The organism is Streptomyces sp. NPDC051180, assembly GCF_040689545.1.
Lineage (GTDB): Bacteria > Actinomycetota > Actinomycetes > Streptomycetales > Streptomycetaceae > Streptomyces.
This window is the reverse complement of sequence record NZ_JBFBBC010000001.1, coordinates 443,452-470,305: the sequence shown is the minus strand read 5'-3', so window position 1 is coordinate 470,305 and position 26,854 is coordinate 443,452. Positions and strand designations below refer to the sequence as shown.

The 26,854-nt window shown below is 70.6% G+C and carries 27 protein-coding genes; 5 read left to right on the top strand and 22 right to left on the bottom strand.

Annotated features, from left to right (window positions below; all coding sequences use genetic code 11):
• Positions 1 to 85: 85 nt before the first annotated feature.
• From AB0424_RS02100 to AB0424_RS02080, 5 genes are all read right to left on the bottom strand, one after another.
• Positions 86 to 847 carry a MerR family transcriptional regulator gene (locus tag AB0424_RS02100; protein WP_366301458.1) on the bottom strand — a complete coding sequence of 254 codons (762 nt, stop codon included), beginning with the start codon at positions 845 to 847 and terminating at the stop codon, positions 86 to 88.
• Between the two features lie 143 nt (positions 848 to 990).
• On the bottom strand, positions 991 to 2,136 hold the full coding sequence (locus tag AB0424_RS02095) for a DUF6596 domain-containing protein (RefSeq protein ID WP_366301457.1): 1,146 nt from the start codon (positions 2,134 to 2,136) through the stop codon (positions 991 to 993).
• An 8-nt stretch (positions 2,137 to 2,144) separates the two neighbouring features.
• Complete coding sequence (locus AB0424_RS02090; RefSeq protein WP_366301855.1) at positions 2,145 to 2,552, bottom strand: YciI family protein; 408 nt, start codon at positions 2,550 to 2,552, stop codon at positions 2,145 to 2,147.
• A 131-nt stretch (positions 2,553 to 2,683) separates the two neighbouring features.
• A complete protein-coding gene (locus AB0424_RS02085) occupies positions 2,684 to 3,145 on the bottom strand; it encodes a hypothetical protein (protein WP_366301456.1) in 462 nt (153 codons plus the stop codon).
• Between the two features lie 198 nt (positions 3,146 to 3,343).
• Positions 3,344 to 4,396 carry a mechanosensitive ion channel domain-containing protein gene (locus tag AB0424_RS02080; protein WP_366301455.1) on the bottom strand — a complete coding sequence of 351 codons (1,053 nt, stop codon included), beginning with the start codon at positions 4,394 to 4,396 and terminating at the stop codon, positions 3,344 to 3,346.
• A gap of 188 nt (positions 4,397 to 4,584) precedes the next feature.
• Here AB0424_RS02080 and AB0424_RS02075 point away from each other — a divergent pair, with 188 nt between their 5' ends.
• Positions 4,585 to 5,337 carry a hypothetical protein gene (locus AB0424_RS02075; RefSeq protein ID WP_366301453.1) on the top strand — a complete coding sequence of 251 codons (753 nt, stop codon included), beginning with the start codon at positions 4,585 to 4,587 and terminating at the stop codon, positions 5,335 to 5,337.
• Between the two features lie 29 nt (positions 5,338 to 5,366).
• Here the strand turns inward: AB0424_RS02075 and AB0424_RS02070 are convergent, their stop codons facing one another.
• The 7 genes from AB0424_RS02070 to AB0424_RS02040 form a co-directional block, all read right to left on the bottom strand.
• Positions 5,367 to 6,623 carry a hypothetical protein gene (locus AB0424_RS02070; RefSeq protein WP_366301451.1) on the bottom strand — a complete coding sequence of 419 codons (1,257 nt, stop codon included), beginning with the start codon at positions 6,621 to 6,623 and terminating at the stop codon, positions 5,367 to 5,369.
• A 95-nt stretch (positions 6,624 to 6,718) separates the two neighbouring features.
• The gene (locus AB0424_RS02065) at positions 6,719 to 8,815 is read right to left on the bottom strand and encodes a hypothetical protein (RefSeq protein ID WP_366301450.1); all 2,097 of its coding nucleotides are present in this window, start codon (positions 8,813 to 8,815) and stop codon (positions 6,719 to 6,721) included.
• A 77-nt stretch (positions 8,816 to 8,892) separates the two neighbouring features.
• On the bottom strand, positions 8,893 to 10,926 hold the full coding sequence (locus AB0424_RS02060; protein ID WP_366301448.1) for a hypothetical protein: 2,034 nt from the start codon (positions 10,924 to 10,926) through the stop codon (positions 8,893 to 8,895).
• Between the two features lie 168 nt (positions 10,927 to 11,094).
• Complete coding sequence (locus AB0424_RS02055; protein WP_366301447.1) at positions 11,095 to 11,955, bottom strand: nuclease; 861 nt, start codon at positions 11,953 to 11,955, stop codon at positions 11,095 to 11,097.
• 69 nt (positions 11,956 to 12,024) lie between these two features.
• Positions 12,025 to 13,206 carry a hypothetical protein gene (locus AB0424_RS02050; protein WP_366301445.1) on the bottom strand — a complete coding sequence of 394 codons (1,182 nt, stop codon included), beginning with the start codon at positions 13,204 to 13,206 and terminating at the stop codon, positions 12,025 to 12,027.
• Between the two features lie 437 nt (positions 13,207 to 13,643).
• On the bottom strand, positions 13,644 to 14,267 hold the full coding sequence (locus AB0424_RS02045) for a histidine phosphatase family protein (RefSeq protein ID WP_366301444.1): 624 nt from the start codon (positions 14,265 to 14,267) through the stop codon (positions 13,644 to 13,646).
• Between the two features lie 83 nt (positions 14,268 to 14,350).
• On the bottom strand, positions 14,351 to 14,734 hold the full coding sequence (locus AB0424_RS02040) for a VOC family protein (RefSeq protein WP_366301443.1): 384 nt from the start codon (positions 14,732 to 14,734) through the stop codon (positions 14,351 to 14,353).
• A 394-nt stretch (positions 14,735 to 15,128) separates the two neighbouring features.
• Between AB0424_RS02040 and AB0424_RS02035 the strand changes: the two genes are divergently transcribed.
• The gene (locus AB0424_RS02035; RefSeq protein ID WP_366301441.1) at positions 15,129 to 15,803 is read left to right on the top strand and encodes a DUF4232 domain-containing protein; all 675 of its coding nucleotides are present in this window, start codon (positions 15,129 to 15,131) and stop codon (positions 15,801 to 15,803) included.
• Positions 15,804 to 15,973: 170 nt separating this feature from the next.
• Here the strand turns inward: AB0424_RS02035 and AB0424_RS02030 are convergent, their stop codons facing one another.
• Together AB0424_RS02030 and AB0424_RS02025 are read right to left on the bottom strand one after the other, a co-directional pair.
• Positions 15,974 to 17,698 carry an acyl-CoA dehydrogenase family protein gene (locus tag AB0424_RS02030; protein ID WP_366301439.1) on the bottom strand — a complete coding sequence of 575 codons (1,725 nt, stop codon included), beginning with the start codon at positions 17,696 to 17,698 and terminating at the stop codon, positions 15,974 to 15,976.
• 201 nt (positions 17,699 to 17,899) lie between these two features.
• The gene (locus AB0424_RS02025) at positions 17,900 to 18,457 is read right to left on the bottom strand and encodes a PadR family transcriptional regulator (RefSeq protein WP_366301438.1); all 558 of its coding nucleotides are present in this window, start codon (positions 18,455 to 18,457) and stop codon (positions 17,900 to 17,902) included.
• 129 nt (positions 18,458 to 18,586) lie between these two features.
• Here AB0424_RS02025 and AB0424_RS02020 point away from each other — a divergent pair, with 129 nt between their 5' ends.
• Together AB0424_RS02020 and AB0424_RS02015 are read left to right on the top strand one after the other, a co-directional pair.
• Positions 18,587 to 18,907 carry a MerR family transcriptional regulator gene (locus AB0424_RS02020; protein WP_366301437.1) on the top strand — a complete coding sequence of 107 codons (321 nt, stop codon included), beginning with the start codon at positions 18,587 to 18,589 and terminating at the stop codon, positions 18,905 to 18,907.
• Positions 18,908 to 18,930: 23 nt separating this feature from the next.
• Entirely contained in the window at positions 18,931 to 19,431 is a 501-nt protein-coding gene (locus tag AB0424_RS02015; protein WP_366301436.1) for a hypothetical protein, read from the top strand.
• A gap of 99 nt (positions 19,432 to 19,530) precedes the next feature.
• Here the strand turns inward: AB0424_RS02015 and AB0424_RS02010 are convergent, their stop codons facing one another.
• Positions 19,531 to 20,256: an SDR family NAD(P)-dependent oxidoreductase gene (locus AB0424_RS02010; RefSeq protein WP_366301435.1), complete on the bottom strand. Its 726-nt coding sequence runs from the start codon at positions 20,254 to 20,256 to the stop codon at positions 19,531 to 19,533.
• Positions 20,257 to 20,361: 105 nt separating this feature from the next.
• Between AB0424_RS02010 and AB0424_RS02005 the strand changes: the two genes are divergently transcribed.
• Complete coding sequence (locus tag AB0424_RS02005) at positions 20,362 to 21,201, top strand: LysR family transcriptional regulator (protein ID WP_366301434.1); 840 nt, start codon at positions 20,362 to 20,364, stop codon at positions 21,199 to 21,201.
• Between the two features lie 159 nt (positions 21,202 to 21,360).
• Here AB0424_RS02005 and AB0424_RS02000 read toward each other — a convergent pair whose 3' ends face one another.
• The 7 genes from AB0424_RS02000 to AB0424_RS01970 form a co-directional block, all read right to left on the bottom strand.
• Complete coding sequence (locus AB0424_RS02000) at positions 21,361 to 21,840, bottom strand: hypothetical protein (protein ID WP_366301433.1); 480 nt, start codon at positions 21,838 to 21,840, stop codon at positions 21,361 to 21,363.
• A gap of 160 nt (positions 21,841 to 22,000) precedes the next feature.
• A complete protein-coding gene (locus AB0424_RS01995) occupies positions 22,001 to 22,294 on the bottom strand; it encodes a hypothetical protein (protein WP_366301431.1) in 294 nt (97 codons plus the stop codon).
• A 247-nt stretch (positions 22,295 to 22,541) separates the two neighbouring features.
• Positions 22,542 to 22,982, bottom strand: coding sequence for a DUF6086 family protein (locus AB0424_RS01990; RefSeq protein WP_366301430.1), 441 nt, complete (start codon positions 22,980 to 22,982; stop codon positions 22,542 to 22,544).
• A 135-nt stretch (positions 22,983 to 23,117) separates the two neighbouring features.
• On the bottom strand, positions 23,118 to 24,158 hold the full coding sequence (locus AB0424_RS01985; RefSeq protein ID WP_366301429.1) for a vWA domain-containing protein: 1,041 nt from the start codon (positions 24,156 to 24,158) through the stop codon (positions 23,118 to 23,120).
• A gap of 141 nt (positions 24,159 to 24,299) precedes the next feature.
• On the bottom strand, positions 24,300 to 25,307 hold the full coding sequence (locus AB0424_RS01980) for an ABC transporter permease (RefSeq protein WP_366301428.1): 1,008 nt from the start codon (positions 25,305 to 25,307) through the stop codon (positions 24,300 to 24,302).
• Positions 25,304 to 26,416 (bottom strand): ATP-binding cassette domain-containing protein, encoded by a 1,113-nt coding sequence (locus AB0424_RS01975; protein ID WP_366301426.1) that lies wholly within the window; start codon positions 26,414 to 26,416, stop codon positions 25,304 to 25,306. Before AB0424_RS01975 ends, AB0424_RS01980 begins: the two co-directional genes overlap by 4 nt.
• A 247-nt stretch (positions 26,417 to 26,663) precedes the next feature.
• Positions 26,664 to 26,819 carry a VenA family class IV lanthipeptide gene (locus tag AB0424_RS01970; protein ID WP_366301425.1) on the bottom strand — a complete coding sequence of 52 codons (156 nt, stop codon included), beginning with the start codon at positions 26,817 to 26,819 and terminating at the stop codon, positions 26,664 to 26,666.
• Positions 26,820 to 26,854: the final 35 nt, after the last annotated feature.

The following is a 26,854-nucleotide window of genomic DNA, read 5'->3' as shown; positions in this document are numbered from 1 at the left end:
GAGGGCCGCCGCCTGGGCTCCTGCCTCGGCGACGGCCCCCCGGCATAGCGGTTCTCTGCCGGTCCCGGGCGACGGGACCACCGACTCACTGCGGCAGAGCCGCCGCGTACGCCTCGATGGCGTCCCGCTGGTACACCGCGAGGCCCGGCGCGATCGACTCGTACGCGGCCCGCCACTGCGCGTTCTCCACACAGGAGCGGCCGAAGGCGGCGTACTCTCCGGCGGAGACGGTGCGCAGCCCCGACAGAGCCCGGTACTGGGCGTCTACCTCCGCCTGCACCGGCTCGGCGTCGGCGGGCAGCCCCTCGGCCATGTGCTCGGCGAGCCGGACCATCCACGCCGTGCGCTCGCGCTGCCCCGTCTCGACGTCCTGCCGCGTCATCACGGCGACCCGGCGGGTGACCTCCTCGGCGTGCTCGGGGAAGTCCCGCAGGGTCTCCACGTACTGAGAGGGCCGAACGCCCTCGAAGAGGTTCTCCGGTCGATTGATCTCGATCACCTGTGCACCGTCCTTTCCGGACCGTCCCAGTGCGGCGATCGTGCGGGAGACGGAGCCGGCCAGGGCGTCGAGCCGGTCGCGCTCGGCGATCAGCCGACGGTGATGGCCCCGCAGGGCCTCCGCCTCGTCGACCTGATCGGCCAGGATCCGGCCGATCTCGGGCAGACCCACGCCCAGCTCCCTCAGGACGAGGATCTGCTGGAGGCGCAGGAGCTGGCGCTCCTCGTAGTAGCGGAGCCCGCCCGCGCCGATCCGGGCCGGCGGCAGCAGCCCGATCTCGTCGTAGTGCCGCAGGGTCCGGGCGGTCACCCCCGACATCCGGGCGACCTCCGAGATCGGCCAGTCCAACGCCGCCTCCCTCACGATGCCGTCATCGGGCCGGTCTTTCCGGCCCTGGTCAGGACGGTAGAAGCTGCCGCAGGGGCAACTTCAACCCCAGCATGCCAAGTACATCCGTCGCACACCCCCGAAAGTGCCGCGAAGCAGGGCCCTCACGGTTCCCGGCGGGAGTTGAGACGGGCGGCCTGACGGGTCAGATGGTCGCGTTCGGCGAGGTTCGGTGCCTTCAGCGCCGCCTCCGCGTACAACCGGGCGGCCGTCGCCGCGTCGCCGGCCCGCTCGTGGAGGTAGGCCGCGGCCGCGGTGTGGCGGGGCAGGGTGGCGTCCAGCGCGGCGAGCGCCGCCAGACCGGCGCGCGGCCCGTCGGCCTCGCCGACGGCGACCGCGCGGTTCAGCCGGACGACCGGGCTGTCGGTCAGGCGGACGAGTTCGTCGTACCACTCGACGATCTGCACCCAGTCCGTCTCCTCGGCGGTCCGCGCGTCGGCGTGGAGAGCCGCCACGGCGGCCTGGGCCTGGAACTCGCCCAGCCGGTCGCGTGCGAGCGCCGCCTGAAGGATCTCGACGCCCTCGGCGATCGCGGCCGTGTCCCACCGGCCGCGGTCCTGCTCGGCGAGCGGCACCAGACCTCCGTCGGGCGCCGTCCGCGCGGCGCGCCGCGCGTGGTGGAGCAGCATCAGCGCGAGCAGGCCCGCCACCTCGGGATGGTCGACGGCGCGCGCCAGCTGCCGGGTGAGCCGGATCGCCTCGGCGGCGAGGTCGACATCGCCGGAGTACCCCTCGTTGAAGACCAGATACAGCACGCGCAGCACGGTGGAGACGTCACCCGGCCGGTCCAGCCGCACGCCGGAGACCGTGCGCTTGGCCCGGCTGATGCGCTGCGCCATCGTCGCCTCGGGTACCAGGTAGGCCCGGGCGATCTGGCGGGTGGTGAGCCCGCCGACGGCGCGCAGCGTGAGCGCGACGGCCGACGACGGCGACAGCGATGGGTGGGCGCACAGGAAGAACAGGCGGAGCGTGTCGTCCACCGACGTCGCCGGTCCCGGCTCCGGCTCGGCGTCGACGCGGTCCTCACGCCGGCGGCGCGCCGTGTCCGCCCGCGTCGCGTCGAGGAACTTGCGCCACGCCACCGTGACCAGCCAGCCCTTGGGGTCCAGCGGAGCGCCCTCGGGCCAGACGCGGACCGCCTCGACCAGCGCGTCCTGCACGGCGTCCTCGGCCGCCGCGAAGTCGGCTCCGCGGCGGACCAGGATCGTCAGAACGCCCGGCGTGAGGCTTCTGAGCAGTGTCTCGTCCACGGGACGGTTCACTCCGTGACGGTGGGCGGCTCGGCCAGGAACGGGCGCAGCTCCAGCCACTCGTGGATCGGCTTCCCGCCTGCCCCGGGGGCGGCGGAGAGCTCCCCGGCCAGCTCGACCGCCCGCTCGTGGCTGTCGACGTCGATCACCATCCACCCGGCGATGAGGTCCTTCGTCTCGGCGAACGGACCGTCGGTGACCGGCGGCCGGCCCTCTCCGTCGTACCGGACGAACGTCCCCTCGGCCGCGAGCGCCTGCGCGTCCACGAACTCGCCGGTCTCCTCCAGCCGGGCCGCGAAGTCCCGCATGTACTGCACGTGCGCCGAGATCTCCTCCTGCGTCCACTGATCCATCGGCACGTCGTTGACCGCCGTGGGGGCGCCTCGGTAGTGCTTCAGCAGCAGGTACTTGGCCATCGTCTTCTCCTCCGTGCCGGAGCGGCCCATTCTGGTCGCTCTCACACCGGGGACGGAGCCGGCCACGCGTTCTCGACACCTCCACGCGAAATCTTTCGGCCGAATCCCCCGACGCCCCTCGGAGGCCGCGCTCAGCTGGGATTCAGCAGCCGGAAGGTCATCACCCGGCCCGCGGTGTCCAGCCGGAACTCCGCGGCCTCCGCCTTCTTCCCCGCCGCCGCGTCGAACTCCCGGCTGCTCCGCCACCGCGTCCCCGCCGCGCTCCCCGAGGGGGTCGCCGACGGCGCCGCGGAGGCGTCGACCCAGGTGTACTCCTCCTCCAGCCGCCGCACGTCACCCTCCGTCAGCCGGGCGAAACCGCGCAGCTCCCGGTCGGTGGGGCCGGGTACCCGCTCGTCCGCCACCCCCAGCGGCTCGTACGTCCACTCGACGCTCTCCACGTCGCCCAGCTGCGGCACCCTCGACGTGATGGGCGCCTCGTCCCGCCTCACCTCGGGTGCCGCCTTCGCGGGCCGCTCCTCCTGACCGCACCCCGTGGCGCTCGCCACCGCCACGACCGCCAGCACCGCGGCCCACGTCCCCCTGCCCCGCATGGTCTCCCTCTCCGTCGTCGTCCTGACGGCAGCACGGTAGCGGAGCGGCCGCGGGAGGCCGGGGGACGGTTCGCGCGCGGCGCTCAGTGCCCGGGAGTCCCGGGGCCGCGCCGCCGTCGGTGACCCGACGGACGAGCCCACGGACGCGCCGGCAGGCGTCAGCCAGGGCCGACGCGCCTGAAGATCTCACCATGGCCGTCACTCGACCTCGGCCACGTCCGCGGCCTGCGCGGTGACGATGCGGGGGAGTGCCGCGGGGTGCTCGCGAGTGAGCCAGTCGACGAGTTCCTCCCGTACGGCACATCGGGTGGTCCACAGGTCGTCGGCGTCCTTCGCGGTGACCAGGGCGCGCAGGGTGATGCCGGTGGGCGAGGTGTCGGTGACGGCGAGGTCCCACCCCCGCCCGTCCCAGCCGGGGCAGGTGTCGAGGAACTTCCGCAGGTGGGCCCGCATGAGGGACACCGGGGCCGAGTGGTCGCAGTGCAGGAAGATCGTCCCCGTCAGCTCGTTGCCGCCCCGCGACCAGTTCTCGAAGGGGCGGGACGTGAAGTACGAGACGGGCAGCGTGACCCGGCGCTCGTCCCAGGTCCGTACCGTGAGGAAGGTGAGGGTCACCTCCTCCACCGTGCCCCACTCCCCGTCGACGACCACCGTGTCACCGATGCGCACCATGTCGCCGAAGGCGATCTGGAAGCCGGCGAAGAGGTTGCCGAGGGTCGACTGCGCCGCCACGCCGGCCACGATGCCGATGATCCCGGCCGAGGCGAGCAGCGACGTGCCGAGTCCCCGGAACGTGGGGAAGGTGACGAGCGCGAACGCGACCGCCAGCACCCCCACGGTCGCCGACACCACCCGGGTGAACAGCGTGACCTGCGTGCGGACGCGCCGCAGCCGCGCCGCGTCGCGCGACCTCCCCGCGTACCGCGCGTACGAGGACTCGACGACGGCCGAGGTGACCCGCACGGCCAGCCACGCACCCCCGCCGATCAGGCACAACAACAGAGCGTGGTCCACCACTTCGCTGTGCTCCAGCAGGGGTGGCCATTCCGTCGCGCGGTACGACCACCGGAACACGGCGGTCAGCAGCACCAGATAGAGCGGCGTGCGGCAACGCCGCAACAGTCCCCACAGTGGGCTGTCGGGGCGGCGCGCGTCGGCGTAGCGCGCGAGGACGTCCGCCGCACGACCGACGGCAAGGGCCAGCAGCACCGAACCGCCGAGGACGATCGCGAGTCGAACAACGTTTTCCATGGCTCCCCAGTCGACGAGTAGGACGTGGTCGTCCTTCTCGCCTCACCACCACGCCACGGGGCAAACACCTGCGGCACCGGACCGGCCGCCCATGCCCCCGTCGGGCCCGGCCTGCGACCCAACACCGGCCTGGATATCCTGTTATGAGAGGTATTTCCTGCTTCTGAGCCGCGTGCAGGAGCGACGTCATGGACCTGCTGCCAGTCGAGATCAAGGTCAACATCGAGGGCGACGTGCCGGGGGCGCTGGCCACCCTCGCCGGTTCCCGGGGACCGGCGATGACGCGCCGGATCTGGTTCGCCGAGGATCGCGACGGAGTCGCCGAGGGGCGTGTGCCGCTCCTGGAGGGCGGCGTGATCGTACGGCTCCGTTCGGGCGGGGGACCCGACGACCTCGTCGTCAAGTTGCGGCCCTGCACCCGGGAGCAGCTCGTCGGCCGGTTCGCCGCCGCGTTCGCCGCGGGGCCCCTCACCTACAAGATCGAGGAGGACTGGTCGAGGAACGCCCGCGTGCAGGCCGCCTCGTTGACCCGCACCCACCCGCCGGGCGCCCTGATCGCCGCCGTGGAGGCGGGAGGCGACCCTGCCGCCCCGATCGACGCCGTGCAGGACCAGTACCTCCACGCCTGCGCGCCCGGCGTCCGGGTCGACACCCTGGTCGCGCTGGGCCCGATCGTCTCGACGAAGCTCGACGACGCGCCGCTCGACGACCTGGAGGTCGACCTGGAGGTGTGGTCCGTCGCCGGCATGGAGTTCCTGGAGGCGTCGACCCGCGTCAAGCCCAAGGACGACGAGGAGGGCGACGCGTTCACGGCACGGGCCGAGCGCAGGCTGCGCAAGCTCGAAGAGGCCGTGCTCGACCGAGGACTGACGCTCTCCGCACATCCCGACAGCAAGACCGGCCGTGTCCTCACGGCGCTGGCACAGACCGCGCATGTCTGATCCGCGTACTCGGTCGCCCTCGGCGCCTGTCAGATCGCGATGACCGCCAGATAGGTCTCCAGCCGGGTGCGGGCCGCCTCGGCCACCTCCGTCAGACTCCCTTCGATCGTCTGCTCGGCGGTGACGGTGCCGTGGAGTACGAGAACCTGCTGGAGCCTGATGCCCGCCGTCATCGGCGCGGTCTTGAGCGTCACGCGCGCGTCGCCGAAGACCTCGGTCCACCACCGCGGGGGTGCGTCGGGGGGAAGTGTGCCCGTCGCGACGTCGAAGAGAGGGTCCTTGGACAGGAGGAACACGGCTTTCCGGATCTCGTCGGTGTCGGCGAGCCAGGCCACGACGGCGGGGTCGGACAGGTCGGAAGGGCGGGACGGACCGGACGTCCCCGGTCCGCCGGTGGAGTCGGTGGAGTCGGTGTGGCCGGAGGAGCCGGTGGGGTTCAGGAGGGTCCCCGTGTCGGTCTCGGTCAGGTTGATCCGGACCGCGCCCGTCGCGACCGCGGCGCGGTAGGCGGTGGCGGCCGCCTCACCGCCGGGCCAGGGCTCTCCGGGCGACACCGCTCCCGCGAGTACCGCGTGCAGCTTGTCGAGGGCGACGTCGACGTCCGCCGTGATGCTCGCCGCGCCGGTGTCGAACTGCTCGGTGAGTACGTTGCGGATGACGAACGGCGGCGCGGCCGCGTCCCGCAGGCTCGTCACGACCGACTCGGCCGCCTCGGGGCTGAAGGAAACCAGGAACGAGCTGCGCGACTGGACGTCGACGCCTCCACCCGGCCCGCCCTGCACGCTCATGACCAACGGAGCGGCTCCGCCCGGCGGTTCCTCGATCACGCACGACACCGCGCTGCCGGTGACCGGCACCATGAGCAGTTCGGGCGTGGGGGCTCCCTGACCGTGGACGAACAGGGGCGCGATCCGGGCCGGCGGCTCCGCATGGTTGCGCTGGGTGAGCGCCTCGACGAGGCGGGCCTCGGCGCCGCCCGGGAGGGCCGCGGTGCACGAGAAGGTGCACGAGCCGCCGAGGTAGGTGGGGTGGGGGCCGACCGGCGCCTCGACCATGACCGTGGCCGAGAAATCGAGGTCGGGGCTGCCGAGCCGGGGCGCGACGGTCACCCGGGGAGGCTGGAAGTAGTACCGGGCGGGCAGGCCGGCCGCCGCGAGCTCGGCGTTGAGCGCGTCGGGCCGGATGGGCACGCCGAGGGACGGGCCGCCCGCCCCGGCTGCGCCGACATCGATCACGAGCGGGTCCGGGCCGAAGATCGGCCCTGCGGGGACGAGGCTTCCGGGCATCACGCACGCTCCTTGTCGGATCGTCGTCGGTCTTCCGCGGGGTGAGGGGGGCGGTCGGCGGGGGTGCGACCCCGGTGGACACGCGTCGTCTCCCGTCAGTGGAGGGTCGTGGACGTGACGACGAGGATGGGCTCGTCGACGAAGTCGTGCGTTAGGGAGACGGTCCGTGGGCCGGAGGCCGTGGTCAGGGACAGGACGACCGTGCTGTCCAGTCCGGTGACGGCCGAGTCGACCGGCAGTGAGACGTGGACGAAGTCGACGGTGTGGGACGGGCTCAGGGTGAGCGACGGCGCGGAGTCGCCGGGATCGGCGACCAGGGTGATGTCGACCCTGATCGTGCTGATGCCCTCGGCCGCGAAGTTCAGCCCGGCGGCGTTGACGGTGAGGGGGTGCTGCACCTCCTGCACGGTGTGGGTGTGGAAGGCGAGGAACCGCAGCATCGCGGCCTTCGGCAGCGGGGTGGGCACCTCCAGGCCGCGTGTCACCGCGACATCGGTTCCCGCGCCGACTCCCGCGAGGGTGGCCGTCTCCCGGGCGGCGAGCACCTGTCCGCCGAGCGGGAGGGTCGGCCCCGGACCCTGACCGTCGTGGACGTCAGCGCAGGCGAGCAGCCGGAGATCGAGCGGTCCGAGGTTGAGTGCCTCGGCGCTCGGCGGCGGTCCGGGCCGCCGGGTGGTCGCCAGGTCGTCGGCGTGAGCGGTCCGGCGCACGTTCAGGAGCAGCGAGGTGCGGACGGGCTGGGGGAAGACGTCGTCGAGCCTGACCGCGACGGTGCCGAACAGCGGCGGCGGCCCGGTGGCCGCGAGCTGCTGCAGGAACAGGTTGACGGTGGTGGTGGCCGGCGTGGGCCGGTCGTCGGCGATGTCGACGCCCACCTGGATCGCGTTCCCCGCGCCGTCGGCGAAGACCGCGCGTCCCGCCGGGAACCCGTCCAGGGTGGACGGGGTACGGGAGTCCAGCCCGCCGGGCAGGGCGACGCGCAGCGTACGGCCCTCGGCCTCGGGCACCTCCAGGACGTCAGCTCTCAGGCGGGCCAGGTCGACCGGATCGGTCATCGCGGCGACGGTGAAGGTGAAGTGGAACCGGCAGCCGCTGAAGGAGGCGGGCGACTCGTCGACGATGGAGTCGCACGTGGCCTGCGCACCCTGCGCGGTGACGAGGATGCCGTATCCGGCGGGTACGGCGACCACCGTGCCGCTCACCTGGCCGAAGAAGACCCGCCGGAGCGAGGGGTACCGTGTCGAGATGTCCCCGAGCGTCGTCAGCTCGCGGTACTCCGACCGCTGCCCCGCGAAGCTGTTCAGGTCGTTGACGTCGATGATCGGCCGGGTCACGCCCTCGGCCGTGATCGTGAACAGACTGCGGTAGGCGTCGGTGTGGAAGGCGAGTCCGATCCGAAGGCTGCGGTGGTAGCGCGCCGTGGAGGGGAAGAAGACGTAGGCGCCGAGGACGCCCATAAGGAGCGGTTCGAAGGGCGACCCCCGGGTGTTCCCGCCGTCGCCGAAGACCTCGAACTGGAAGCCGCGGAAGATCGAACCGTGGACGGGGAAGCCCGTGTCGGGCTCCTGCACCAGGGTCGTCTGATAGCCGGAGTACGTCGGTTCGAACTCCAGCCTCAGCTCGCCGCGGCGGGTGAGATGGACGTAGGCGGCCTCGACGAGCGAACCGGCCAGCTCGAAGGTGGCGACGAAGCCGCGCTCCCCGGCGACGACGGCCGTCCCCGGCACCGCATGGTCCTCCGGCACCCCGCCCGTGCCCGTGAGGGGGACGATCAGTCGGACGTGTGGTTGGAGCTGCGGCACTTCGAGGAGCGGGAGCCCATCGTCCAGGCCCAGGAGGTGGCGTGGCACCTCCGTGTCGAACGACAGGGTCAGCGTCGCGCGGTTGAAGGGGCCTCCGTCCGCGGCGACGTCACCGTTCTGGACGGCGTGGAAGGCGAAGTGCGCATCCTCTCCGGCCGCTTCGTCGAGCAGGGTGAACTCCGGCAGGTACCACGTCCTGTCGGGGTCGACCCCGACCGCGTCCCGCAGGAAGTTGCTCTCCAGGCGTGGCATGTCCCGGAGATGCGCCGGGAGTTCGGCGCTCCGCTGCTCGTTGATCACGGAGTCGACGTGGTCACCGAAGCGCCCTGCCAACCAGTGCTTCGGTTCCGCCACGAGGAACTCGTCGAATGCCTGCTCCATGTCGGCCATGGCGCCTCCCGTCCGGGGCGCGGGGACTCCCCTCCCCGGGACGGACTTCCGTCCGCCCGGGGGCTCAGGAGGTGCGGTCACACCATGGTCTCGAATGCCTTGACGTACCGCTGGATGGTGTCGAGCTTGTCCGCCGGCGGGGTGGGCAGCGGGGTGAACAGCTGCGGGATGTACTTGATCCGGCCGGCCGGCACGGGAACCCTGACCGGCTGCGGGGTCGAGAAGAAGACCGACTCGTCGAAGAACTCCGGCCCGGTCACCTCGACGTTCATCGTGTAGGTGATCTCGGTCGCCTGCACGTACTTGTCGGAGTAGACCTCCCACAGCGCGTTTCTCACGTTCTCCTTGGTGATGACGAGAGGCGGGAACGTGTCCTGGCCGATGGACGGGGTGATCTGGAGGATGACGTTCGCCGGGAACCGGGCGGCGGCCGACACCATGAAGCGCACGAAGACGTACCCGACGGCGCTCGCGGTGAGCACCGGCGCGTGGTCGTCCGTCAGCTCCTCCATCACCGCGACCGCCGGGTCGTCCGGGGCGATGTCGCTGGAGAGGTTGACCCGGGGGTCCTGCCCGTCGAAGATCCACTTCCGCCGCAGGCGCACCTGGTCCGACGGCCAGCCGTCGACAGGGGTGTCCAGGCGCAGGAAGGAGATGTTGACGAAGTCCTTCGCCGACGTCTCGTCCCACACGGCGGGGCGGACCGGTCCGCTGGGCTGCGTCTCACCGGGGACGTAGTGCTGTCCGCTCGTGCGCATGGACAGGTTGACGTGACCGTCCTCCGTGGGCCGCGAGAAGTCGGGGTATCCGGCCTCCAGCTGGACGGCCTGGAGCGGGTCCTTGAGCTCGGTGCCGTCGGGCAGCTTCTCCGTGAAGTTGACCCTGCAGAACCCGGCGACCTGCACCTTCTTGAAGAACTCGCCGATGTCGACGATGAACAGGTACTTGTTCAGGTCGGCGCGCACGGCGGGGAGCAGGTCGTTCAGGTTGCCGCTGACGGTCTGGCCCACGGCCACCGTCTGGTTGAGCTCCAGCGTCTGGCGGAAGTGGACGCCGTTGTGGGCGTGCGTGGACTTGACCGCGACGGACGAGCCTCCGAACAACTCGCTGAACCAACCGCGGTCAGTGGACGCCTTGGAGTCGCTCTTGGCCGGGTCGAAGTCGAAGATCTCGTGCTTGACCAGGTCGATCGCGGTCTTCCGCATCATGTCGACGTGATCGTCCACCCACTTCTTGGTGGCCGGATCGAGCGGCACGCCGTTGTTCATCGTCATCTTGGTGGTGATGCCGCCGGTCGTCAGGCACGACTGGTAGGCGAACTCCGCGGCCAGGGAGTTGATCCTGAAGAACCCGCCGGTGGAGACCGCCGCCGAGAAGGAGTCGAACACCTTGTCGACGTCGACGTCGACCTCGACGGTCACGCCGTTGATGTAGAAACTCTCCTGAAGCGTGTTGGTGACGAGGAACGGCGGCGACGCGCCCTGCTTCAGCGCGCTCGCGATCTGACCGGCCGCGGGCAGGTTGCAGCTCACCAGGAACGAGCAGATGCCCTGCGCCTCGATGCTGCCCTTGCCGCTGTGCTGCGCGGTCATGAGGATCTTGCCACCCGTGACGGCCGGGTCCTGCACGGCACAGACGACCGTGCTGTCGGTGATCGGGACGATCCCGAGGCTCGGCTCCGGATCGTTGTCGTGGAAGTTGAAGAAGGGCCCCAGACGGTCGGGGGTCGCGTGTTCCCGCTGCTTCAGCTTCTGCAGCGCGCCCGTGATCACGCTCGGCGGGATGGCGAACGTGGTCGAGAACGAGCAGAATCCGCCGCCCAGTTCACTCCCGGCCAGTTCGGACGGCGTGACGTTCGCCTCCTCCGACAGCAGACCCTTGAACAAGGTCATCTGGAAGTCGAAGTCCTGGGGGGAGTCGTGCTTCCTGGCGAGGAAGACCTGCGCCGGCTGGAAGTAGTACTGAGTCGGCAGACCGGCCTCGCGCAGCTCCGGATTGTGCGCGTCGGGGTACACCTGGACCTGGAAGGGCCGTCCGGTGTCGTCGTTCACCGTCACGATGACGAAGTTCGGGCCGAACAGCGGTCCGACCCCGGAGATGAAGTTGGCCATGGGAAACTCCCTGCTGGAAGCTCCAGCAGCTGTGCTGGAAGTGCACCCGGTCCGGCCCGGTGTACGTGCTCAGGGGGCCGCCACCGAGTCGTCGACCGACGGGTCGGACGGCGGGTGCGGGGCGAGCGGGCGTCGAGGAGGTATCACCCTCCTCCTGGTGTCGTCATGTCAGGCGTCCTCGAAGACCAGGTCCTCGGGCAGCTGCGTCATCCGCAGCGTGGTGCCGTCCCTGACCTCCACGATGTGGTGAAGGCCCGCCCTCCGCTCACCGGTCGACAGGACCGAGTAGCGGTCCTGCACGCCGGCGAGGAACGCCGGGAAGCACGTCAGGGGCATGTCGAGGCGCAGATAGTCCAGCGTGCGGCGGAACAGCTTCGGAAGGATCACGGCCTCGTCGGTGAGCGAGGGCACACCGGTGATCTTCGCCCCGGAGTTCGTCACGTCCTCGGGCCACAGCCCGCGGCCGGCGTCCCGCGCCGCCTTGGACGCCGCGGACATCTCCGTACGGAGGCTGGTGAACAGGCTGCGGTAGAAGGTCGGATACGCCAGTCCTTCCGCGAGCAGTCGGTGATTCACCGTCGACCGGAGCACGGGGACGTCCACGTCGATCTCCAGGCCGCTGGTGCCCGGTGGGTCGCCGCGCCCCGCCAGGGCGACACAGCGCCCGTGGACGTCGGCGCCACGGGTCAGGACGAAGCCCCGAACCGTCTCCGGTGTAGTGGCGGTCACGGTCTCGCCCGTCGGGCGCTGTACGTCGGTGAAGCCGAGGAACCTCAGCATCTCGTCGCGCGCCGCGTGGGCGAAGGGGAGCGGCTGGTGGTCCCGGCCGGGACCGTAGTGCGTCTCCAGCGCGTCGACCGCGTCCAGGCGCAGCGTCGCGCGACCCAGCGCGTTGTGCTCGACGGCGCGGCCGCCTCCGCCGCCGACGAGGCCCCACTCGGCCGGGTCGTCGGCCGTGAAGTGGACCGTGTCCCCGTCCGGTTGCGATCCCTTGACATCGTAGAAGCCCTTGATGAGTAGCATGGGCATGACGACTCCTCAGCAGGTGGGACTGATGGTCCGCCCCCCGGACGCCCGGCGGGGGCGCCGCGATCTGCGCTACACGGTGTCGCGGAGATCCTGCAGGTACTGCTGGACGAACGCGTTGAACGCCGTCTGGAGGTCCTGTTCCTCCTCCAGCTCCGTATCGACGCCGTCGGGATCCGCACCGAAGACGAGGTCGGCGACTCCGCCCTCCGTCTCCATCTCGCTCAGGTCGGCGGTGGCCATCAGGTTGTTCAGATGGGTCGATTCCAGCTCGGTCTCCGTCGCGTCCCCGGGCGCCACGTTGCCCGCGGTGTCCTCCAGCCCGGCGACGCCCTGGAACTCCGTGAGCGCGCCCGCCGTCTCCTCGCTGAAGAAGCCGTCGACCGCGATCGGGGAGCCGTCCGTGGCGGCCCGCCAGTCGTTGACGAGAGCCTGGACGTACCGCACGTCCTGCGGATCGTTGGTCCCGTCGGGCCCCACCGAGTCACCGAGCGGCGATTCGAAGGCCAGGAGCGCCGGAACCAGCACCCCACCGCCGAGAACGGCGGCGGCGATGGCCGCCAGCGCCGCGAGCGCCGCGATGATCGCCGAGACGATGATCGCCTTCGCGAACGCCTCCAGGAGCTCCCCGTCCACCTCCACGCAGATCTCGTAGACGATGAGACCCCGATCGATCTCGGGCTCCGTCGCACGCCGGTAGTGCAGGGACACCCTGCACGGGACGATGCCGAGATAGTTGCGCTGGTAGAACGTGATCGTCCGGTCCGGATCGAAGATCTTGCCCTTCTCGTACTTCTCGAAGAGCGGGTCGGTCGCCGCCAGGAAGTCCATCAGCGACAGGAACGTCTCTATCTTCGCCCGCCCGGCCTCCCGGCCGAAGAAGGAGTTCGGCTTGATCTCGTAGAACTCCATGCGCCCCGGCTCATGGGTGATGATGTCCGGCACCGCGAACCGCTCGTTCTCGTCGTCGTCGGCGTCGACCGGCTTCTTGCGCGCCTCGCAGTCCGCCGAGATGGATCCCTCGTTCACCGACGGCTGGCGGGTCGCGAGGAAACTGGCGAGGAACCGGCAGCGGGTCGTGTCGGACATCTCGTCGAAGAAGTCCGTACCGGAACCACCGCGTTGATACGGATTGCAGCCGCCCTTGCTGAAGCAGTACTCCTGCCGGACGATCCACTCGACGACCAGACCGACCTTCGCCGCCGCCCAGCGAGGTGCGCCCGCTGCCCGAGGTGTTGTGCAGAATTTCGCCACGGGAGTCACCCCTCCGTGTGCGTCTTGTCTTCCATTACCGCGTCAGATGACGCTCGGTGACGAGTACCACGCGCTAGCACAATGTCCCAGTACCAGCATATCCAGGCGGCGTCACCTCGCAGCTCGGGGAGGGATCCGGGCGCGCCGAGAAGCCGTCGGGGCGTCAACTCCGCACGATGGTAACCGAGTCGGGCATCCTTACCGTCCGTGGCGGTCGTCACGCTCCGCTCTCTCCGCCGGCTCCGCTCGGAGGAGGCCGACGCACTCCGTGAACGAACGGACCAAAAGGGCGCAAGCGGCGCCTCCCGGCAACCCTACGTAAACGACGTCGGCCGCCGGTCCGAGCAGCCTCTCGAGGATCTTGATGATCACCGAGGACGCGATCTTCGCGCGCGCTCGACGCCCGCGACGGTAGGGACACGGCCCGCCGGGGGACGTCAGACGTGGAGCTCCGGCGGGAAGCCGGTCCAGCGGAGCTCCGCCGGCAGGTGGCTCATGTCATTGAAGACCAGGACCGCAGGCGCGCGGCCGGGCGCGTAGCGGATCACCGTCAGCGCGGCGTTGGCGTGGTTGATGCCCAGCCACCTCCACCTCGGTGCGTCCAGAGCCGCCCGCACGAGCCACCCGACCAGGAAGTTGTGCGTCACGAGGAGCTCGTGGCGGGGCTCGTCACCGGCCACGGGGCCCGTGAACCGCGCGACCGCCGCAGCGGTGAGCGCGGCACCCCGCTCGCAGTCCTCGTCCGTGAACTGGTCCAGGAAGGCGACCAGCAGGTCGGCCGCCTCCGGCGGAAGCTCGTCGCGCGACGGCCGGTAGGGAACGTAGTCGCCGGCTTCCTCGGAGCGCCGCAGCGGAACACCGTCGAGCCGCTCACCCACCAGCCGCGCCGTCTGCTCGGCCCGGGGAAGCGGCCCGTGATGCACCGCGCTCAACGGAACCCCGCGCAGCCGCTCCCCGAGCAGCACGGCCTGCCGCCGACCGGCCTCCGTCAGCTCGCTCTCGTCCGCCGTCGCCTCACCGTGCCGGGTGAGATACAGGTACCGCGCGGCCGTACCGGTCATGACCGGGTCCTCCTCTGGATTCGATCTTGCGAACCCCTGGAGTGACGCAGACCCGCGCCCACCGGTTCCACGGCGCGCACACGTCACACAGGCGGCAGCCGCCTGCGCAGGAGGCAGAACTCGTTGCCTTCGGGGTCCGTCAGGACGTGCCAGCCCTCGTCGCCCGTCTGGCCCACGTCCGCCGTCCGCGCCCCCAGGGCGAGCAACCGCGCGAGCTCGGCCTCCTGATCCCGGTCGGTCGGGTTGACGTCGAGGTGCAGCGGGAGCTTCCCTCGCCGCGGATCACCGCTGGGACTGAGGACGAGCGTGGGCTGCGGCCCCCCGAATCCGAGACCGGGCGGACCGATCTCGATACTGCCGTCGTCCTCACGGCCGAGTTCGACGTATCCGAGCACCTCACCCCAGAACGCGGCGAGGCGCTCCGGGTCGGCGCAGTCGATCACGAGTTCACTGATGCGGCATGCCATGCGCGCCAGTGTAAGGAGGCGCCACACGACACGGCCGCACGCCGAGCCCGGGGGGAGGCTTCGGCCTCTGGCTCCTCTCAGGAGTGAGCCCGGATCCGAGCAGTCCGGCGAAACCCGACCCTCTGGGCGGCTGTCGTCGCAGCCGGGGCCGGCCGCCGGGGCGGCCCGGCGAACGACGGTACGTGGCGCCGTCGGCGGTGCCTCCCGATCGCCGGTTGCGGCGCGGGTCGGCCGTGGCCGCTCGTGCGGTCCACCCCGGAATGCCCGCGAGGTCGCGCTCGGGGCGAACCGTGGTGAATTCGGTAAGGCGTCGTCACAGAATCGTGAAGCGCGAGCGCGAACCTGGTGTCCATCACAACGCAGTTCGTGCGTTGCCATCGGGGGGAGATCCGCCATGAGTACCGTCCGCAGAGCCGCCGTCGTCCTCGTCGCCGCATCCGCACTGGCCCTCACGGCCTGCGGGCCCTCCGAGGACGGTGCCGGCGGCGGCACCGACGTGCCGACCGCGACGCCCCCCACCTCCGCGGCCCCGGCCACGCCGACCGATCCGACCACGCCGCCGGCGAAGCCGACCGCCAAGCCGACCGCGTCCGCCAAGCCGACGGCCAAGCCGACGAAGCCCGCGAAGCCGGGCCCGCCGTCGACCGATCCGGACTACGACGTCTTCCCCTGCAGCACCTACGACGTCGCGTTCACCGCGACGCTGGCCGAGCCGACGACCAGCAGCTACCTGCTGAAGATCACCAACAAGTCCGGCAAGCCCTGCCGCGTCCTCGGCCACCCCATCATCACCTTCGGCGCCCTCGACGGACGCGCCACGGAGCGGGGCGCCGCCCCCGGCATCGAGGACGCCATCCGCCTCGCCCCGGGCCAGTCCGCCTACGCGGGCCTCATGGGCGACCCGAAGAGCGTCAAGACCAAGACGGTCTCCTCGATCGCCCTGACGATGAACACCGAGTCGGACCTCGAGCAGGTCCCGCTGAAGGTCTCCACCCCCGGCTTCCACGTCGCCCCCGACAACTCGGTGACCGCCTGGGTGGACAACGTCGAGGACGCGCTCAGCCTGTAGTCGACCGATGCCGGCCGCCGGTGCCTCCGCTCGCTGCGTAGGCACCGGCGCCTGCGTGCGCCGTCCGGCCGCGTGTGGATCACCGGCAGCCGGCAGCCGGCGGCCGGCAGCCGAGAGCCGAGCCCCGACCCCCGACCCCCGATCAAGGGGTCAACGGCCTGCGGTCGGAATCAGGGAGCCATCTCGTACGTGCCGGAGAGGGCTTCGACGCGCTCCCAGACGCGGGTGGAGCGGGCGTCATCGACGACGGGGCGCCGGACGGCGCCGAGCGCCCAGAGCTGCTGCTGCTCGGTGGCGGAGTCCTTGCCGTGCAGTTCGACGGCGTGAGCGGAGAAGTCCCGGACGAGGACGGCGAACAGCTCGTCGAGCACGTCTTCGTCCAGACCGGTGAGGGCCGCCTGCTCCAGGACCAGCTGGCCGTGGACGACGAGGGCGAAGAGCTGGCCGACCGCGAGGAGGAGATCCAGGTCGCGGCTCTGCTTCTCGTCGGGCGCCGCCTTGAGGACGAACTCGCAGAGCGCGTCGGCCTGTTCGCGGAAGCGGGCGATGTTGGGCAGGTGGGCGTACGCGTCGTAGGCGGCGCGCCAGTCGTGGAAGCGGACGGAGCCGAGGCCGCGGGCCGGGCCCTGCTGGAACAGGAACGTGTCGTCGGCCGCGTCCAGACGGGTCGGGACGGGCTCGTACGCCACCGGGTCGAGCAGGTGGTTGCGCATGAACTTGAGGATCAGCGCCAGGTTGACGTGGACCGTTCCTTCCAGCTTGGGCAGACCGCGGATCTCGACGGCCGCCTGGGCGAAGTAGTTGTCCTTCTCGAAGCCCTTGGCCGCGATGACGTCCCACATCAGGTCGATGACCTTCTCGCCCTCCGTGGTCACCTTCATCTTCGTCATCGGATTGAAGAGGAGGTAGCGGCGGTCGTCCGGGCCGGCCGTGCGGAAGTAGTCGACGGCGCGGTCGCTGAACAGCTTCATGCCGACGAGGCGCACGTACGCGTCGGTCAACTCCCGCCGCACGTGCGGGAAGGCGGTGACCGGGCGTCCGTACAGGATGCGGTTCTGCGCGTGGGTGACGGCCTCGTACATCGCGTGCTCGCAGATGCCGATCGACGCGGTGCACAGGTTGAACTTGCCGACGTTGACGGTGTTCAGGGCGGCGTCGAAGGCGGCCCGGCCGGTGTGCAGCACGTCCTCGGCCGCGACCGGGTACTCCTCCAGGCGGAACTCGCTCACGTACTTGGACGAGTCCACGACGTTCTTGACGAGGTGGTACGCCGAGTGGCGGCTGTCGGCGGCGAAGAAGACGTACCCCTCGGGGCCCTCGACGTCGGTCCGGCGGCCGAAGACGGAGACGAGGCCGGCCGCGTTGCCGTTGCCGATGTAGTACTTCGAACCGGTGGCCAGGAAGCCGCCTCGGCCGTCCGGCTCCAGGAGCATGTCGGTGGAGTAGATGTCCGCGCCGTGGGACTTCTCCGAGAGCCCGAATGCGAACACCTCGCCCTGGGCCAGGAGTTCGGCGGCGCGGGCGCGGGCGGCGACGTTGTCGCTCTGCCAGACCGGGCCGAGGCCGAGGATGGTGACCTGCCAGGCGTACCAGTAGTCCAGGCCGTAGAAGCCGAGGATCTCGTTCAGGGCGGCGATCCGCGCGGTGTCCCAGCGCTTGTCGCCCTCCGCCTCACCGGCGTCGGAAGACGGCGTCAGGAAGGTGGAGAAGAGCCCCTCCTCGGCCGCGAACGCCAGGAAGTCGCCCAGCCAGGCCCGCGTCCGGTAGTCCTCGATGATCCGGCGCTTGCCACGCGCCTCGAACCAGTCGACGGTGGCGCGCAGCAGCCGGCGGGTCTCCGGGTCGAAGTGCACGGGGTCGTAGGTGTTCGGGTTGAACAGCAGCGCGTCGGCCATGACGTCCGCCTTTCCGGATCGTGATGAGGGTGGTCGTACTGGTACGGGAAGAGGTCCTGAATCGATCGGCGTACGGAGGCGCCGCTCCTGCCGGAGCCCGGCGGAGGCCGTACGTCTGGGGGCGCCTGCGGGTGCGGTCACCGCGACGATGCGCACCGCACGGCGCTGCTCACCGCGACGATGCCGCTCGCACGGCCCCGCTCACCGCGCGGCGCGGAACCTGTCGAGCGTGGCGAGGACGTCGTCGAGCCAGGCGATCATCATCCGCTCGTACGCGATGCCGCCCCGCAGCACCACATGCTGAAGCTCCCGCTCGGCGTCGAGGGCCCCGTCCTGCGGGGCCTCCCCGAAGTCCCGGGCCTCCCCGGCCAGGTAGTGGGCGAGACGACCCGCGTGCGCCTCCTTGTGCCGCTGCACCTCGCCGATCAGACCGGCCGGATCGTCGAAGGCGGCACCCCGGATCTTCACGGCGAGATCGTGCCGCACGCTCTCGGGCTCGATCGGCTCGTGCAGCCACGCGGCCAGCGCCTCGCGCCCCCGCTCGGCCACCGAGTACTCCTTCTTGTCCGGCCGCCCCTGCTGGGACACCTCCCGGACGTCGATCCAGCCGTCCTGCTCCATCCGCTTGAGCACGCGGTAGATCTGCTGGTGCGTCGCCGTCCAGAAGTACCCGATGGACCGCTCGAACCGCCGAGCCAGCTCATAGCCGGACCCGGGCTTCTCCAGCAGGGACACGAGGATCGCGTGGTCGAGCGCCATACCCCGGATCTTGCTATGCAACGAAGTGCATAGCAAGCGTCCCGGCCCCGGTGAGACACGCCTCACCCCGCCGACGTCCCGGACGACGGGCTTGACTCTCCGGTGACCCGAGACGGCACAGTCGACGCCGTGGACAGGAGAAACATGCTGCCGATAGGGCAGTTCTCACAGGCCAGCGGCCTCTCGGTCACGGCGCTCCGGCACTACGACGCCGCCGGCGTCCTGGTGCCCGCCTTCGTCGATCCGGTGAGCGGCTACCGGTACTTCCGACGTGACCAGGTGCGCACCGCGCAGTCGATCAGAGCGCTCCGGCAGCTCGACATCCCGGTCGAGGAGGTGCGCCGCCTCCTCGGCGGCGACGAGCAGGAGCTCGCCACCGCGTTGGGGCGCACCTGCGGGCGGCCGAGCGTCGGCTGGAACGGCAGCGCTCCGTCGTCCACGGCCTTCTGACCCGACTCACCGAAGGAGCCGAGATGACCCACCGCGTCACCGTCCGCCAGAGCACCCCCGAACGGATCCTGGTCCGCGGGGCGACCCTGGACAACTCCGGCCTCGACACCTTCCTCCGCACCGCCTACCAGCAGATGTACGAGGTCGCCGGCCGCGGCCCGCTCACCTTCACCGGCCCCGCCTTCGTCCGCTTCCACGGCGTCTGCGACGACGACAACGAGACCCTCGTCGAGGCATGCCTGCCGTTCTGGGAGAAGGGCGCCCAGGCCACCGACCTCCCCGACGACATGACCGTACGCGACCTGCCCGAGACCACCCTCGCCTGCACCGAGGTGAACGGCCCGTCCGCCGCCTTCCCCCAGATCCTCGGCGCGTACGACGCCGTCGCCGACTGGATCACCCGCCACGGCTTCACCTTCGCGGGCCCCGCCCGCATGGTCTACCGCCGATGGACCGGCACCCCGGACCACCCGGACAACCACCTGGAGGTCGCCTGGCCGATCGAGGAGCCCGCCGAGCACTGAGACGAGTCCGGCGGGTGGAGAAGCCTGTTGCCCGACCTGGCACCCCGACAACGAACATCCCCTGGACTGCGAGACGCCCTGGAGGGGCCGGTGAGCAGGTCACCAGGGCACTGATCCGCCGTCGTCGAAGAATCCGCCGGTCGGCCCGCCGTCGGGCAGGGTCGCGAGGCGAATCGCGATCGCCGCGCCCTGATGGGGAGTGCGGACGCCCTGGAAGCCGTTGAGGTCGGTGGCGGTGAAGCCGGGGCAGCCGGAGTTGATCAGGATGTCGGTGTCGCCCAGTTCCCTGGCGTACTGGACGGTGACGGCGTTGAGGAAGGTCTTGGACGCCAGGTACGCGGCGGGAACAGGGCCCATGTCGAAGCCGGGTGTCGTCTGCAGGGTGAGCGAGCCGACGCTGCTGGACATGTTCACGATCCGCGGCGACGCCGAGCCGCGCAGCATGGGCAGCATCGCGTTGGTGACGCGGATGACCCCGATGACGTTGGTCTCCACGACGGCTCGTACGGTCGCGGGATCGACGGTGGTGGGCGTCTGCGGCATAGCGCCGGTGATCGCGGCGTTGTTGACCAGGACGTCGAGCCCTCCGGCGCGGTCGGCGATCAGCTCCGCCGCGGCGGCCACACTCGCGTCGTCCGCCACGTCGAGCGGAACGCCGAACGCGTCGGCCCCGGCCGCCCGCAGCTTCTCCACCGCGGTGTCGCGGCGCTGTCGGTCCCGCGCGCCCACACCGATGCGCCAGCCGAGGGCGCCCAGGCCCGCCGCGATCTCGTATCCGATTCCCTTGTTCGCACCGGTCACCAGCGCGATCGTCTGTTCACTCATGTCGTCAAGCCTCGTGCGGAACGGGGTGGCCCGTCCAAGACCGTCTGGGTGGGCGGTGATACCGCACGGATATCGACCGAGGTGAGCGCCGGATACGATGACGCGGTGGAGACGCGGGAGTTGCGATACTTCGTCGCCGTCGCCGAGGAGTTGCACTTCGGGCGGGCGGCGCAGCGGCTCGCCATGGCGCAACCACCCCTGTCGCGGGCGATCCAGCAGCTCGAGCGACGAATCGGAGTGGCCCTGCTGCACCGCACCGCCCGCGCGGTCGCCCTGACCGAGGCCGGATCGGTCCTGCTACGCGAGGCGCGGGCCGCCCTCGACGCGGTCGAGGCCGCCGAACGCCGCACCCGCCGCGCGGCTGCCGAACGTCCCGGCGTGGTACTGGCCACGAAGGCCGGAGCGTCCAGCGAACTGCTGTCGAAGCTGCTCCACGCCTACGCCGCTGAGCCCGGCGCGGTCGCCGTCGACGTGATGCTCTGCGGGCCCGGCGAGCAGGAGAGGCTGCTGCGCGACGGGCGTGCCGACGTCGCCCTGCTCCAACGGCCCTTCGACACGACGGCCGGACTCGACACCGAGGAGCTGCACACCGAACAGCAGGTCGTGGTCCTGCCCGCAGGACACCCCCTGGCCGGCCGCCCCCGTCTGTCGATGGCCGAGGTCACCACCCTGCCGCACCTGCCCCTGCCGCGCTGGCCCCGACGGGACGGAACCTACCCGGACGGCCCCGGCCCGCAGGTACGCGACCACACCCAGCTCTTCCAGCTGATCGCACTCGGACGTGCCTGCGCACTCGTCCCCGAGTCCCTCCGCGCCCACCTCCGCGACGATCACGCGACGGTACCGGTGCCGGACGCACCCCCTGTCACGACCGTCATCGCCTGGCCACCCCACAGCAGATCCCCAGCCGTCGCCGCCCTCGTCCACACCGCGACACGCCTCTGACGCCGTCCTGCGAGCGAGGACGGTGCCCGCGCCTTGCAGCCAGTCCGGCGCACGCCGAGACGATGATCCGCTGGGCGGTGATCGGCGTCATGGTGCGTCGGCCGGCTCAAGGCCGAGCAGCCGTCCGGAGCCCGGCCCACGACTCCTCGCCGGCTCGGCTCAGGTGTCGTAGCAGCCGTTCCAGGGTGCGTTGAAGCCCAGGCCGTCGGGGTAGAACTCGGCCCACGCACCGCGGTCCTCCTCCTCATCCTCCAAGTCCACGTCTTCCTCCACGACCAACCCGAACAGGGCACCCTCGAACCGGACCTCGAAGGGCGCGATCGTGATGTCCTGGTACTGCCGCTCCGGAAGAGCGTCCAGCCACTCGGCAAGCAGCAGCCGGGCCGCGTCGATCGCCTTCTGTTCGCCCTCCGCCGTGCTGCCGGTGAACTGGATACGCGAGTCCAGGTGTCGGCCGGCCTCGTCGAACCGATGGAGCACGGCGCACCACCGCTTCTGGGACTGCCAGTCGTCGCCGCTCCAGTCCTCGGGAAAGGCCGCGGTGACCGACGCGAAGAACTGGCCGCCCTGCCACCGCCCGATGGTGCTCGTGCGGTATTCAGGTTCGTGTCTGATGGGGATGACCTCGGGAACGCTCACGGGCGGAACCATAGGCGCTACCTACGACAACAGGAGGCAACGATGCCACCCTCCGTCCGCCCTGAATGAGCCCTCCGACTCGGTCCCAGACCGGCGAACGGAGCTTTTCGGACACCTCAGGGCTCGGCCGCATCAAGCCTTCAGGTCGTCATCCTTGAGTTCACCGGTTTCCCCAGCGATTCCAGAGCGTGTGATGCCATTCGGTGGCATCGGCTCCGGGCAGCGTGACCGGCGGCAGCGGCCCTGGGCTGGTCTCGATCAGGTGCAGCAGCGACCAGGCGACGCCGTAGCAGTCGTCGGGGCCGAAGCAGGCAGCCAGAACATGCGCCTCGTCGGCTGTGACGGGCGCGGAGATGGCTTCGAGTTGATTGACTCGGCGGTCGATCTCCTCCTCGTCGGCGTCCCAGTCGGGGAGGGGGCCGGAGGCGGCGAACGCCTGGACTTCGGGTCTCATGCAGGAATGATCGACTGCTGGGGGCGACCTGAGCAAGGCGGGTCGCCGCAGGTCAGGAGCAGTCCTCTCTGAGGAATGCCCTTAGCCGACCAGTCAATGAAACCCTCCCTCATGGCAGGCGACCTGGGCATCTCCCATTTTCGGCTCGGGCTTTCCTGCCGGAGGTCAGCCTCCGATGGCCGATGAGTGCCGCTGCTCTGCAGACGAAGGCGAGGAAGTGCGTCGACCGGGTGGGCGCGGGCTCGTGTCAGCGGGCCATGTGGTGCGACAGGTGACGTGCGCGTTCGCGCAGCGCCTCGGCCCAGGAGTCGTCGTCGGCAGGTGTGGACATGCCGGTGGTGACGGATACCTGTACGTCGGTGAAGGGGCCTGTCGGGTGGGAGCGGAGGCGGGACCAGTCGATGGGGATGCCGGCGCGGGTGGCGAGGGCGAGGGTGGTGGCGGCGAAGCCTTCGGAGAGGGCGAGAAGGATGCCGTGGGTGGTTCTGCGGTGGTGGGCGAGGAGGGCGTGGACGAAGGTCCCGAAGACGACGGGGTCGATCTGGCATTCGTCGTTCTCCATCGGGGCGATGCCCGAGGGGAGGGCGAGCTCCGACTCGAAGAGTGCTACGTGGTGTCGGAACATGCGGGAAGCCCCGTTGGAAGGGTTCCACAGGGTTTCGTTGCCGATGTGGAAGTACTGGCTCATACGCGGCCGCCTCTCAGTTGATCAAGGCCGTGAGCGTACCCGGGGGGTGGGTTTCGGCGTCCGGATTTTGCGGGGTGAGCGCGCGGGGCCCGCGTCGCCGGAGTGGCGGCGCGGGCCCTGAGGGGCGGGCTGGCGTCAGTTCATGATGAGGAGTTGGGTCTGCGAGACGAGCTTGCGGTTCACGCTGGTGCTCTGGACGAAGATGGTGAAGTCGTCGTTGTGGTCGGGCTTGATGCGGACTTCGACGTCGGGGAGGCCGAGGAGGGCGCGGGCCTCGGGGCCGGTGTACACCCGGTCGGTCTTCTTCTCCAGGACCGCGATCTGCTTGCGTGCCTGGACCTTCTCGGACTTGCTCAGCTGGTAGAAGGCGCAGCCGGTCCGGTAGGTGTGTCCGGATTCGGTGACCCATTCGCGGATCGCCGCGTCGCGGGCGACGGGCACCAGGTGATAGGCGGAGGGGTCGACGGGCTTGAGGCCGGCGGCCTTGATGGTGTCCTTGTTGACCGCGTCGGCACCCGTGGAGAAGACGGCGCGAGAACCTCGAATTCCCTTGGTGCGGCCGATCATGAATTTCTCGGTGGCCTCCTGGATGACCTGGCCGGCCTCTTCCAGGCCCTGGGTGCTGGTGGCGTCCCAGATGGCGATGTTCTCCTTCGGGAATCCGCAGTTCATCGCCTCCCGCTTGCCCATCTGGTCCGGCACCAGTACGGCGAGTGTCCAGTTGTCGCCTTGCGTCGAGATCATCTCGGAGACGGAATTCACCAATTCGCGCGCGTTCTTGGTGGGGGAGTCCGGGCAACGGTGACTCGCGTTCTCCTGGCCGTCCGTCAGGATGAACGTCAGGAAGCTGTGGTCGCCGTAGAGTTGCGCCGTCTGCGCCAGCTCGTTCTGGGACTTCAGAGCCGCCGCGAGCAGGGCCGTCATGCCGCCGACGCGGTAGAGCTGCTTCAGGGACGGCATGCGCAGCACGTCCTTGTCGTAGATGACGCATTCCACCTTGTCGGCGAACGCGTACACCGTCACGCGGGTTTCCTGGTCCAGTTCCCTCGACCGTCGGGCAAGGTACTCGATCTGCTGATCGGCGACCTCGACGACTTTACGGCTCAGATGCGACATGGAGGAACTCGCGTCCAACACGAGAGCAACGTGGTTGATGTAGTTCTGGTTTCCGGACAAGGCAGCATCCCCCTCTTTCCGACTGGATGCTCCTAGCCTCTCATCCACCACTGACAATCGACCTCGGACGCCTCGTCGGCTCCTTCCGACGGGCTGAGGATCGGGTGGAAGCCGGCCCGTCAGAGGCACGTGGGTGACGGCTCATTCGGGTCGACTGAAGCGGCGGGCCGCCCACAGCAAGGCGAGGATTCCCGTGACGAGGAGCAGCGCCGCCTCGACGAGGAGGGGCGGTGGCCCGCCCGCCCATTCGATGCCGCTCACGGACGCCTGGTCCGGTACGCGCAGGGCGATGCAGCGGCGGAGCAGGTCCACCGCGTAGGCGAGGGGATTGGCCGCGGCCAGGGTGTGCGCCCAGCCGGGCAGCGAGGAGAGGGGGAAGAAGCCGCCCGAGAGGAACAGGAGGGGCATCATCACCAGACCGAGCAGGGTGTGGAACAGGTCGGGTCGGCTGAGGCTCACGGCCAGGGCCAGGGCCAGGGCGGTGATGGTGAACGAGGCCAGGATCATGGCCGCGAGGAGCAACCCCAGGAGGAGCGGGTCGTAGGGCAGGCCGACGGCGCCGGCCAGGCCGAGCAGTACGGCCCCTTGGACCGTGGCGACGAGGGTGCCGCCGGCGCAGTTCCCCAGGAGGAGCGTGGTGCGGTGGACCGGAGCCATGAGGAGTTCGCGCAGGTACCCGCTCTGACGGTCGGTGATGAGCCGGACGCCGACCATGATGGCGGGTGTCTGCACCGTCATCATCAGGATGCCGGGGAAGAGGTAGGTCTGGTAGCCGACGCCCAGTTGGGAGCGGGGGATGAGGGCCGCCAGTCCGCCTCCCAGGATGAGCAGGTAGAGCGCCGGCTGGAGCAGCATCAGGGCGGTCTGGGTGCGGTACCCGGCCAGGCGCAGGAGATCGCGGTGGATCAGGGCGTGGACCGCGCGGAGTTCGTGTCGCAGGCGGAAGTGCCGCTCGTCGCGGGAGGGGTTCGCCTCGCCCGCGCCGCCGGGGTGCTCGGTGCTTCCCGTGCCCCCCGCGCGGTCGGAGCTTCCCGCGCCGCCGGTGCTGACACCGCGGTCCGGGGACGACGACCCGCCGGTGCCGCCGTGAACATCGGCCTCGTTCGTGTTCTCGGGTTCGCCGGATGCCCTCCGGCTCGCGGTGGTCATCGGCCGCCCTCGGTTTCTGCCCCGGCCTGGATCGGGGCGGGGTGGGTGGCCGGCCGACCGTTCTGTGGAGCGTCGAAGGCGCGGCCGGTGTGGTGGAAGAACACGTCGTCGAGCGTGGGCGGTGTCGCGGAGGCGGCGTGGACGGCGATGTCGTGGCTGCCCAGTGCCGCGCAGAGCCGGGGGATCCAGGCACTGCCGTCCGGAACGCGCAGGCAGACACCGTCCGTGTCCACGGCGACGGAACTCTCGGGTGGCGCGAGCGCGCGGACGATGCGGCGGGCTCTCACGTCGTCGCCGGTGCGCAGCACGACCCGGTCGTCGCCGATCGCGTTCTTCAGGGCGAGGGGTGTGCCCTGGGCGACCAGACGGCTCCGGTCGATGATGGCGATCCGGTCGCAGTTCTCCGCCTCGTCCAGGTAGTGGGTCGTGACGAAGAGGGTGTTGCCGTGCTGCTCGCGCAGTGCGCGTAGATGCTGCCAGACCTGCGCCCGGGCGTGGGGGTCGAGGCCGGTGGTCGGCTCGTCCAGAAAGAGGACCCGGGGGGCGTGCAGCAGCTGGCGGGCGATCTCCAGGCGGCGGCGCATGCCGCCCGACAGGGTGCGGACCGGGGAGCGCCGCCGGTCGCCGAGGCCGGCCGTTTCGAGCACCTCCGCCGTACGGCGCCGGGCGTCGCCGCGACGCATGCCGTAGAGGCGCGCGTGGATGTGCAGGTTCTGCTCGGCCGTCAGGTCCGGGTCGACGGCGCTGTGCTGGAAGAGCATGCCGACCTGTCGGCGCACGGCGTGGGGCTGGGTGGACACGTCGGCGCCGGCCACGGTGGCGTGACCGGCGGTGGGACGGGCCAGCGCGCACAGCAGGGAGATGGTGGTGGACTTCCCCGCCCCGTTCGGGCCGAGGAAGGCGAACGTCTCGCCCTGTGCCACGTCCAGGTCCAGGCCGTGGACGGCATGCGTGGTGGTGCCGTCGGGGCCGGGGTAGCTCTTGACCAGTCCACGGGTGCTGATCGCGTACGGGGGCCCTGGGGCGCGCGGCACGGTGGGCGGCGCGGCGGGGGCGGCGGTCAGGAGGGCGGCGCGGTCGAGAGCGTCGTCACCGGCTTGTCGCTGCATGGGGCTGGTCCTCGTCTCCGGTTCGCCGTCCGTGGTCGCCCGCACCCGGGGCGGGGGAGGGGACCGGGGCCGGTCGCGCGAGATGCGGGCCGACCGCGTCAGGGCGGCCGGCCCGCAGGCGACCGGACCATCGGTCCGGTGCGGTGTGCGGCCGAGGGCGGCCGCACACCGTCAGGAAGTGGTGCGGTAGGAGACCGGCCGGCGACCGTCCCGGGTTAGGGCCGCCGGCCGGATGGTGCAGGCTGTCCTACGCGCAGCTGATGCCGATGCAGACCGTGTTGAGGAGCGTCAGCAGGCCGACGCACTCACAGGTGGCGGCGAAGGGCGCGCCGTCGACGCCGACCGGGTCGGTCTCGGGCAGGGCGTGGAGCTGGGCGAGCAGTTCGATGTCCTGGTTCTCCATGACGTTCTCCTTCTCTGTGAAGTGGCGACAGCCTC

Bases quoted from the DNA above. Each gene is read 5' to 3' on its own strand.
- AB0424_RS02030 (WP_366301439.1), bottom strand. From the start codon at position 17,698: ATGGCCGACGCGCTGCTGTTCAACCCGAACACCTACGACCCCGTGCAC.
- AB0424_RS02010 (WP_366301435.1), bottom strand. From the start codon at position 20,256: ATGAGTGAACAGACGATCGCGCTGGTGACCGGTGCGAACAAGGGAATC.
- AB0424_RS02065 (WP_366301450.1), bottom strand. From the start codon at position 8,815: ATGGCCGACATGGAGCAGGCATTCGACGAGTTCCTCGTGGCGGAACCG.
- AB0424_RS01970 (WP_366301425.1), bottom strand. From the start codon at position 26,819: ATGGAGAACCAGGACATCGAACTGCTCGCCCAGCTCCACGCCCTGCCC.
- AB0424_RS01975 (WP_366301426.1), bottom strand. From the start codon at position 26,416: ATGCAGCGACAAGCCGGTGACGACGCTCTCGACCGCGCCGCCCTCCTG.
- AB0424_RS02040 (WP_366301443.1), bottom strand. From the start codon at position 14,734: ATGGCATGCCGCATCAGTGAACTCGTGATCGACTGCGCCGACCCGGAG.
- AB0424_RS02080 (WP_366301455.1), bottom strand. From the start codon at position 4,396: ATGGAAAACGTTGTTCGACTCGCGATCGTCCTCGGCGGTTCGGTGCTG.
- AB0424_RS02055 (WP_366301447.1), bottom strand. From the start codon at position 11,955: ATGCCCATGCTACTCATCAAGGGCTTCTACGATGTCAAGGGATCGCAA.
- AB0424_RS02025 (WP_366301438.1), bottom strand. From the start codon at position 18,457: ATGGCGCTCGACCACGCGATCCTCGTGTCCCTGCTGGAGAAGCCCGGG.
- AB0424_RS01980 (WP_366301428.1), bottom strand. From the start codon at position 25,307: ATGACCACCGCGAGCCGGAGGGCATCCGGCGAACCCGAGAACACGAAC.
- AB0424_RS02035 (WP_366301441.1), top strand. From the start codon at position 15,129: ATGAGTACCGTCCGCAGAGCCGCCGTCGTCCTCGTCGCCGCATCCGCA.
- AB0424_RS01990 (WP_366301430.1), bottom strand. From the start codon at position 22,982: ATGAGCCAGTACTTCCACATCGGCAACGAAACCCTGTGGAACCCTTCC.
- AB0424_RS02090 (WP_366301855.1), bottom strand. From the start codon at position 2,552: ATGGCCAAGTACCTGCTGCTGAAGCACTACCGAGGCGCCCCCACGGCG.
- AB0424_RS02060 (WP_366301448.1), bottom strand. From the start codon at position 10,926: ATGGCCAACTTCATCTCCGGGGTCGGACCGCTGTTCGGCCCGAACTTC.
- AB0424_RS02045 (WP_366301444.1), bottom strand. From the start codon at position 14,267: ATGACCGGTACGGCCGCGCGGTACCTGTATCTCACCCGGCACGGTGAG.
- AB0424_RS02085 (WP_366301456.1), bottom strand. From the start codon at position 3,145: ATGCGGGGCAGGGGGACGTGGGCCGCGGTGCTGGCGGTCGTGGCGGTG.
- AB0424_RS02075 (WP_366301453.1), top strand. From the start codon at position 4,585: ATGGACCTGCTGCCAGTCGAGATCAAGGTCAACATCGAGGGCGACGTG.
- AB0424_RS02070 (WP_366301451.1), bottom strand. From the start codon at position 6,623: ATGCCCGGAAGCCTCGTCCCCGCAGGGCCGATCTTCGGCCCGGACCCG.
- AB0424_RS02015 (WP_366301436.1), top strand. From the start codon at position 18,931: ATGACCCACCGCGTCACCGTCCGCCAGAGCACCCCCGAACGGATCCTG.
- AB0424_RS01995 (WP_366301431.1), bottom strand. From the start codon at position 22,294: ATGAGACCCGAAGTCCAGGCGTTCGCCGCCTCCGGCCCCCTCCCCGAC.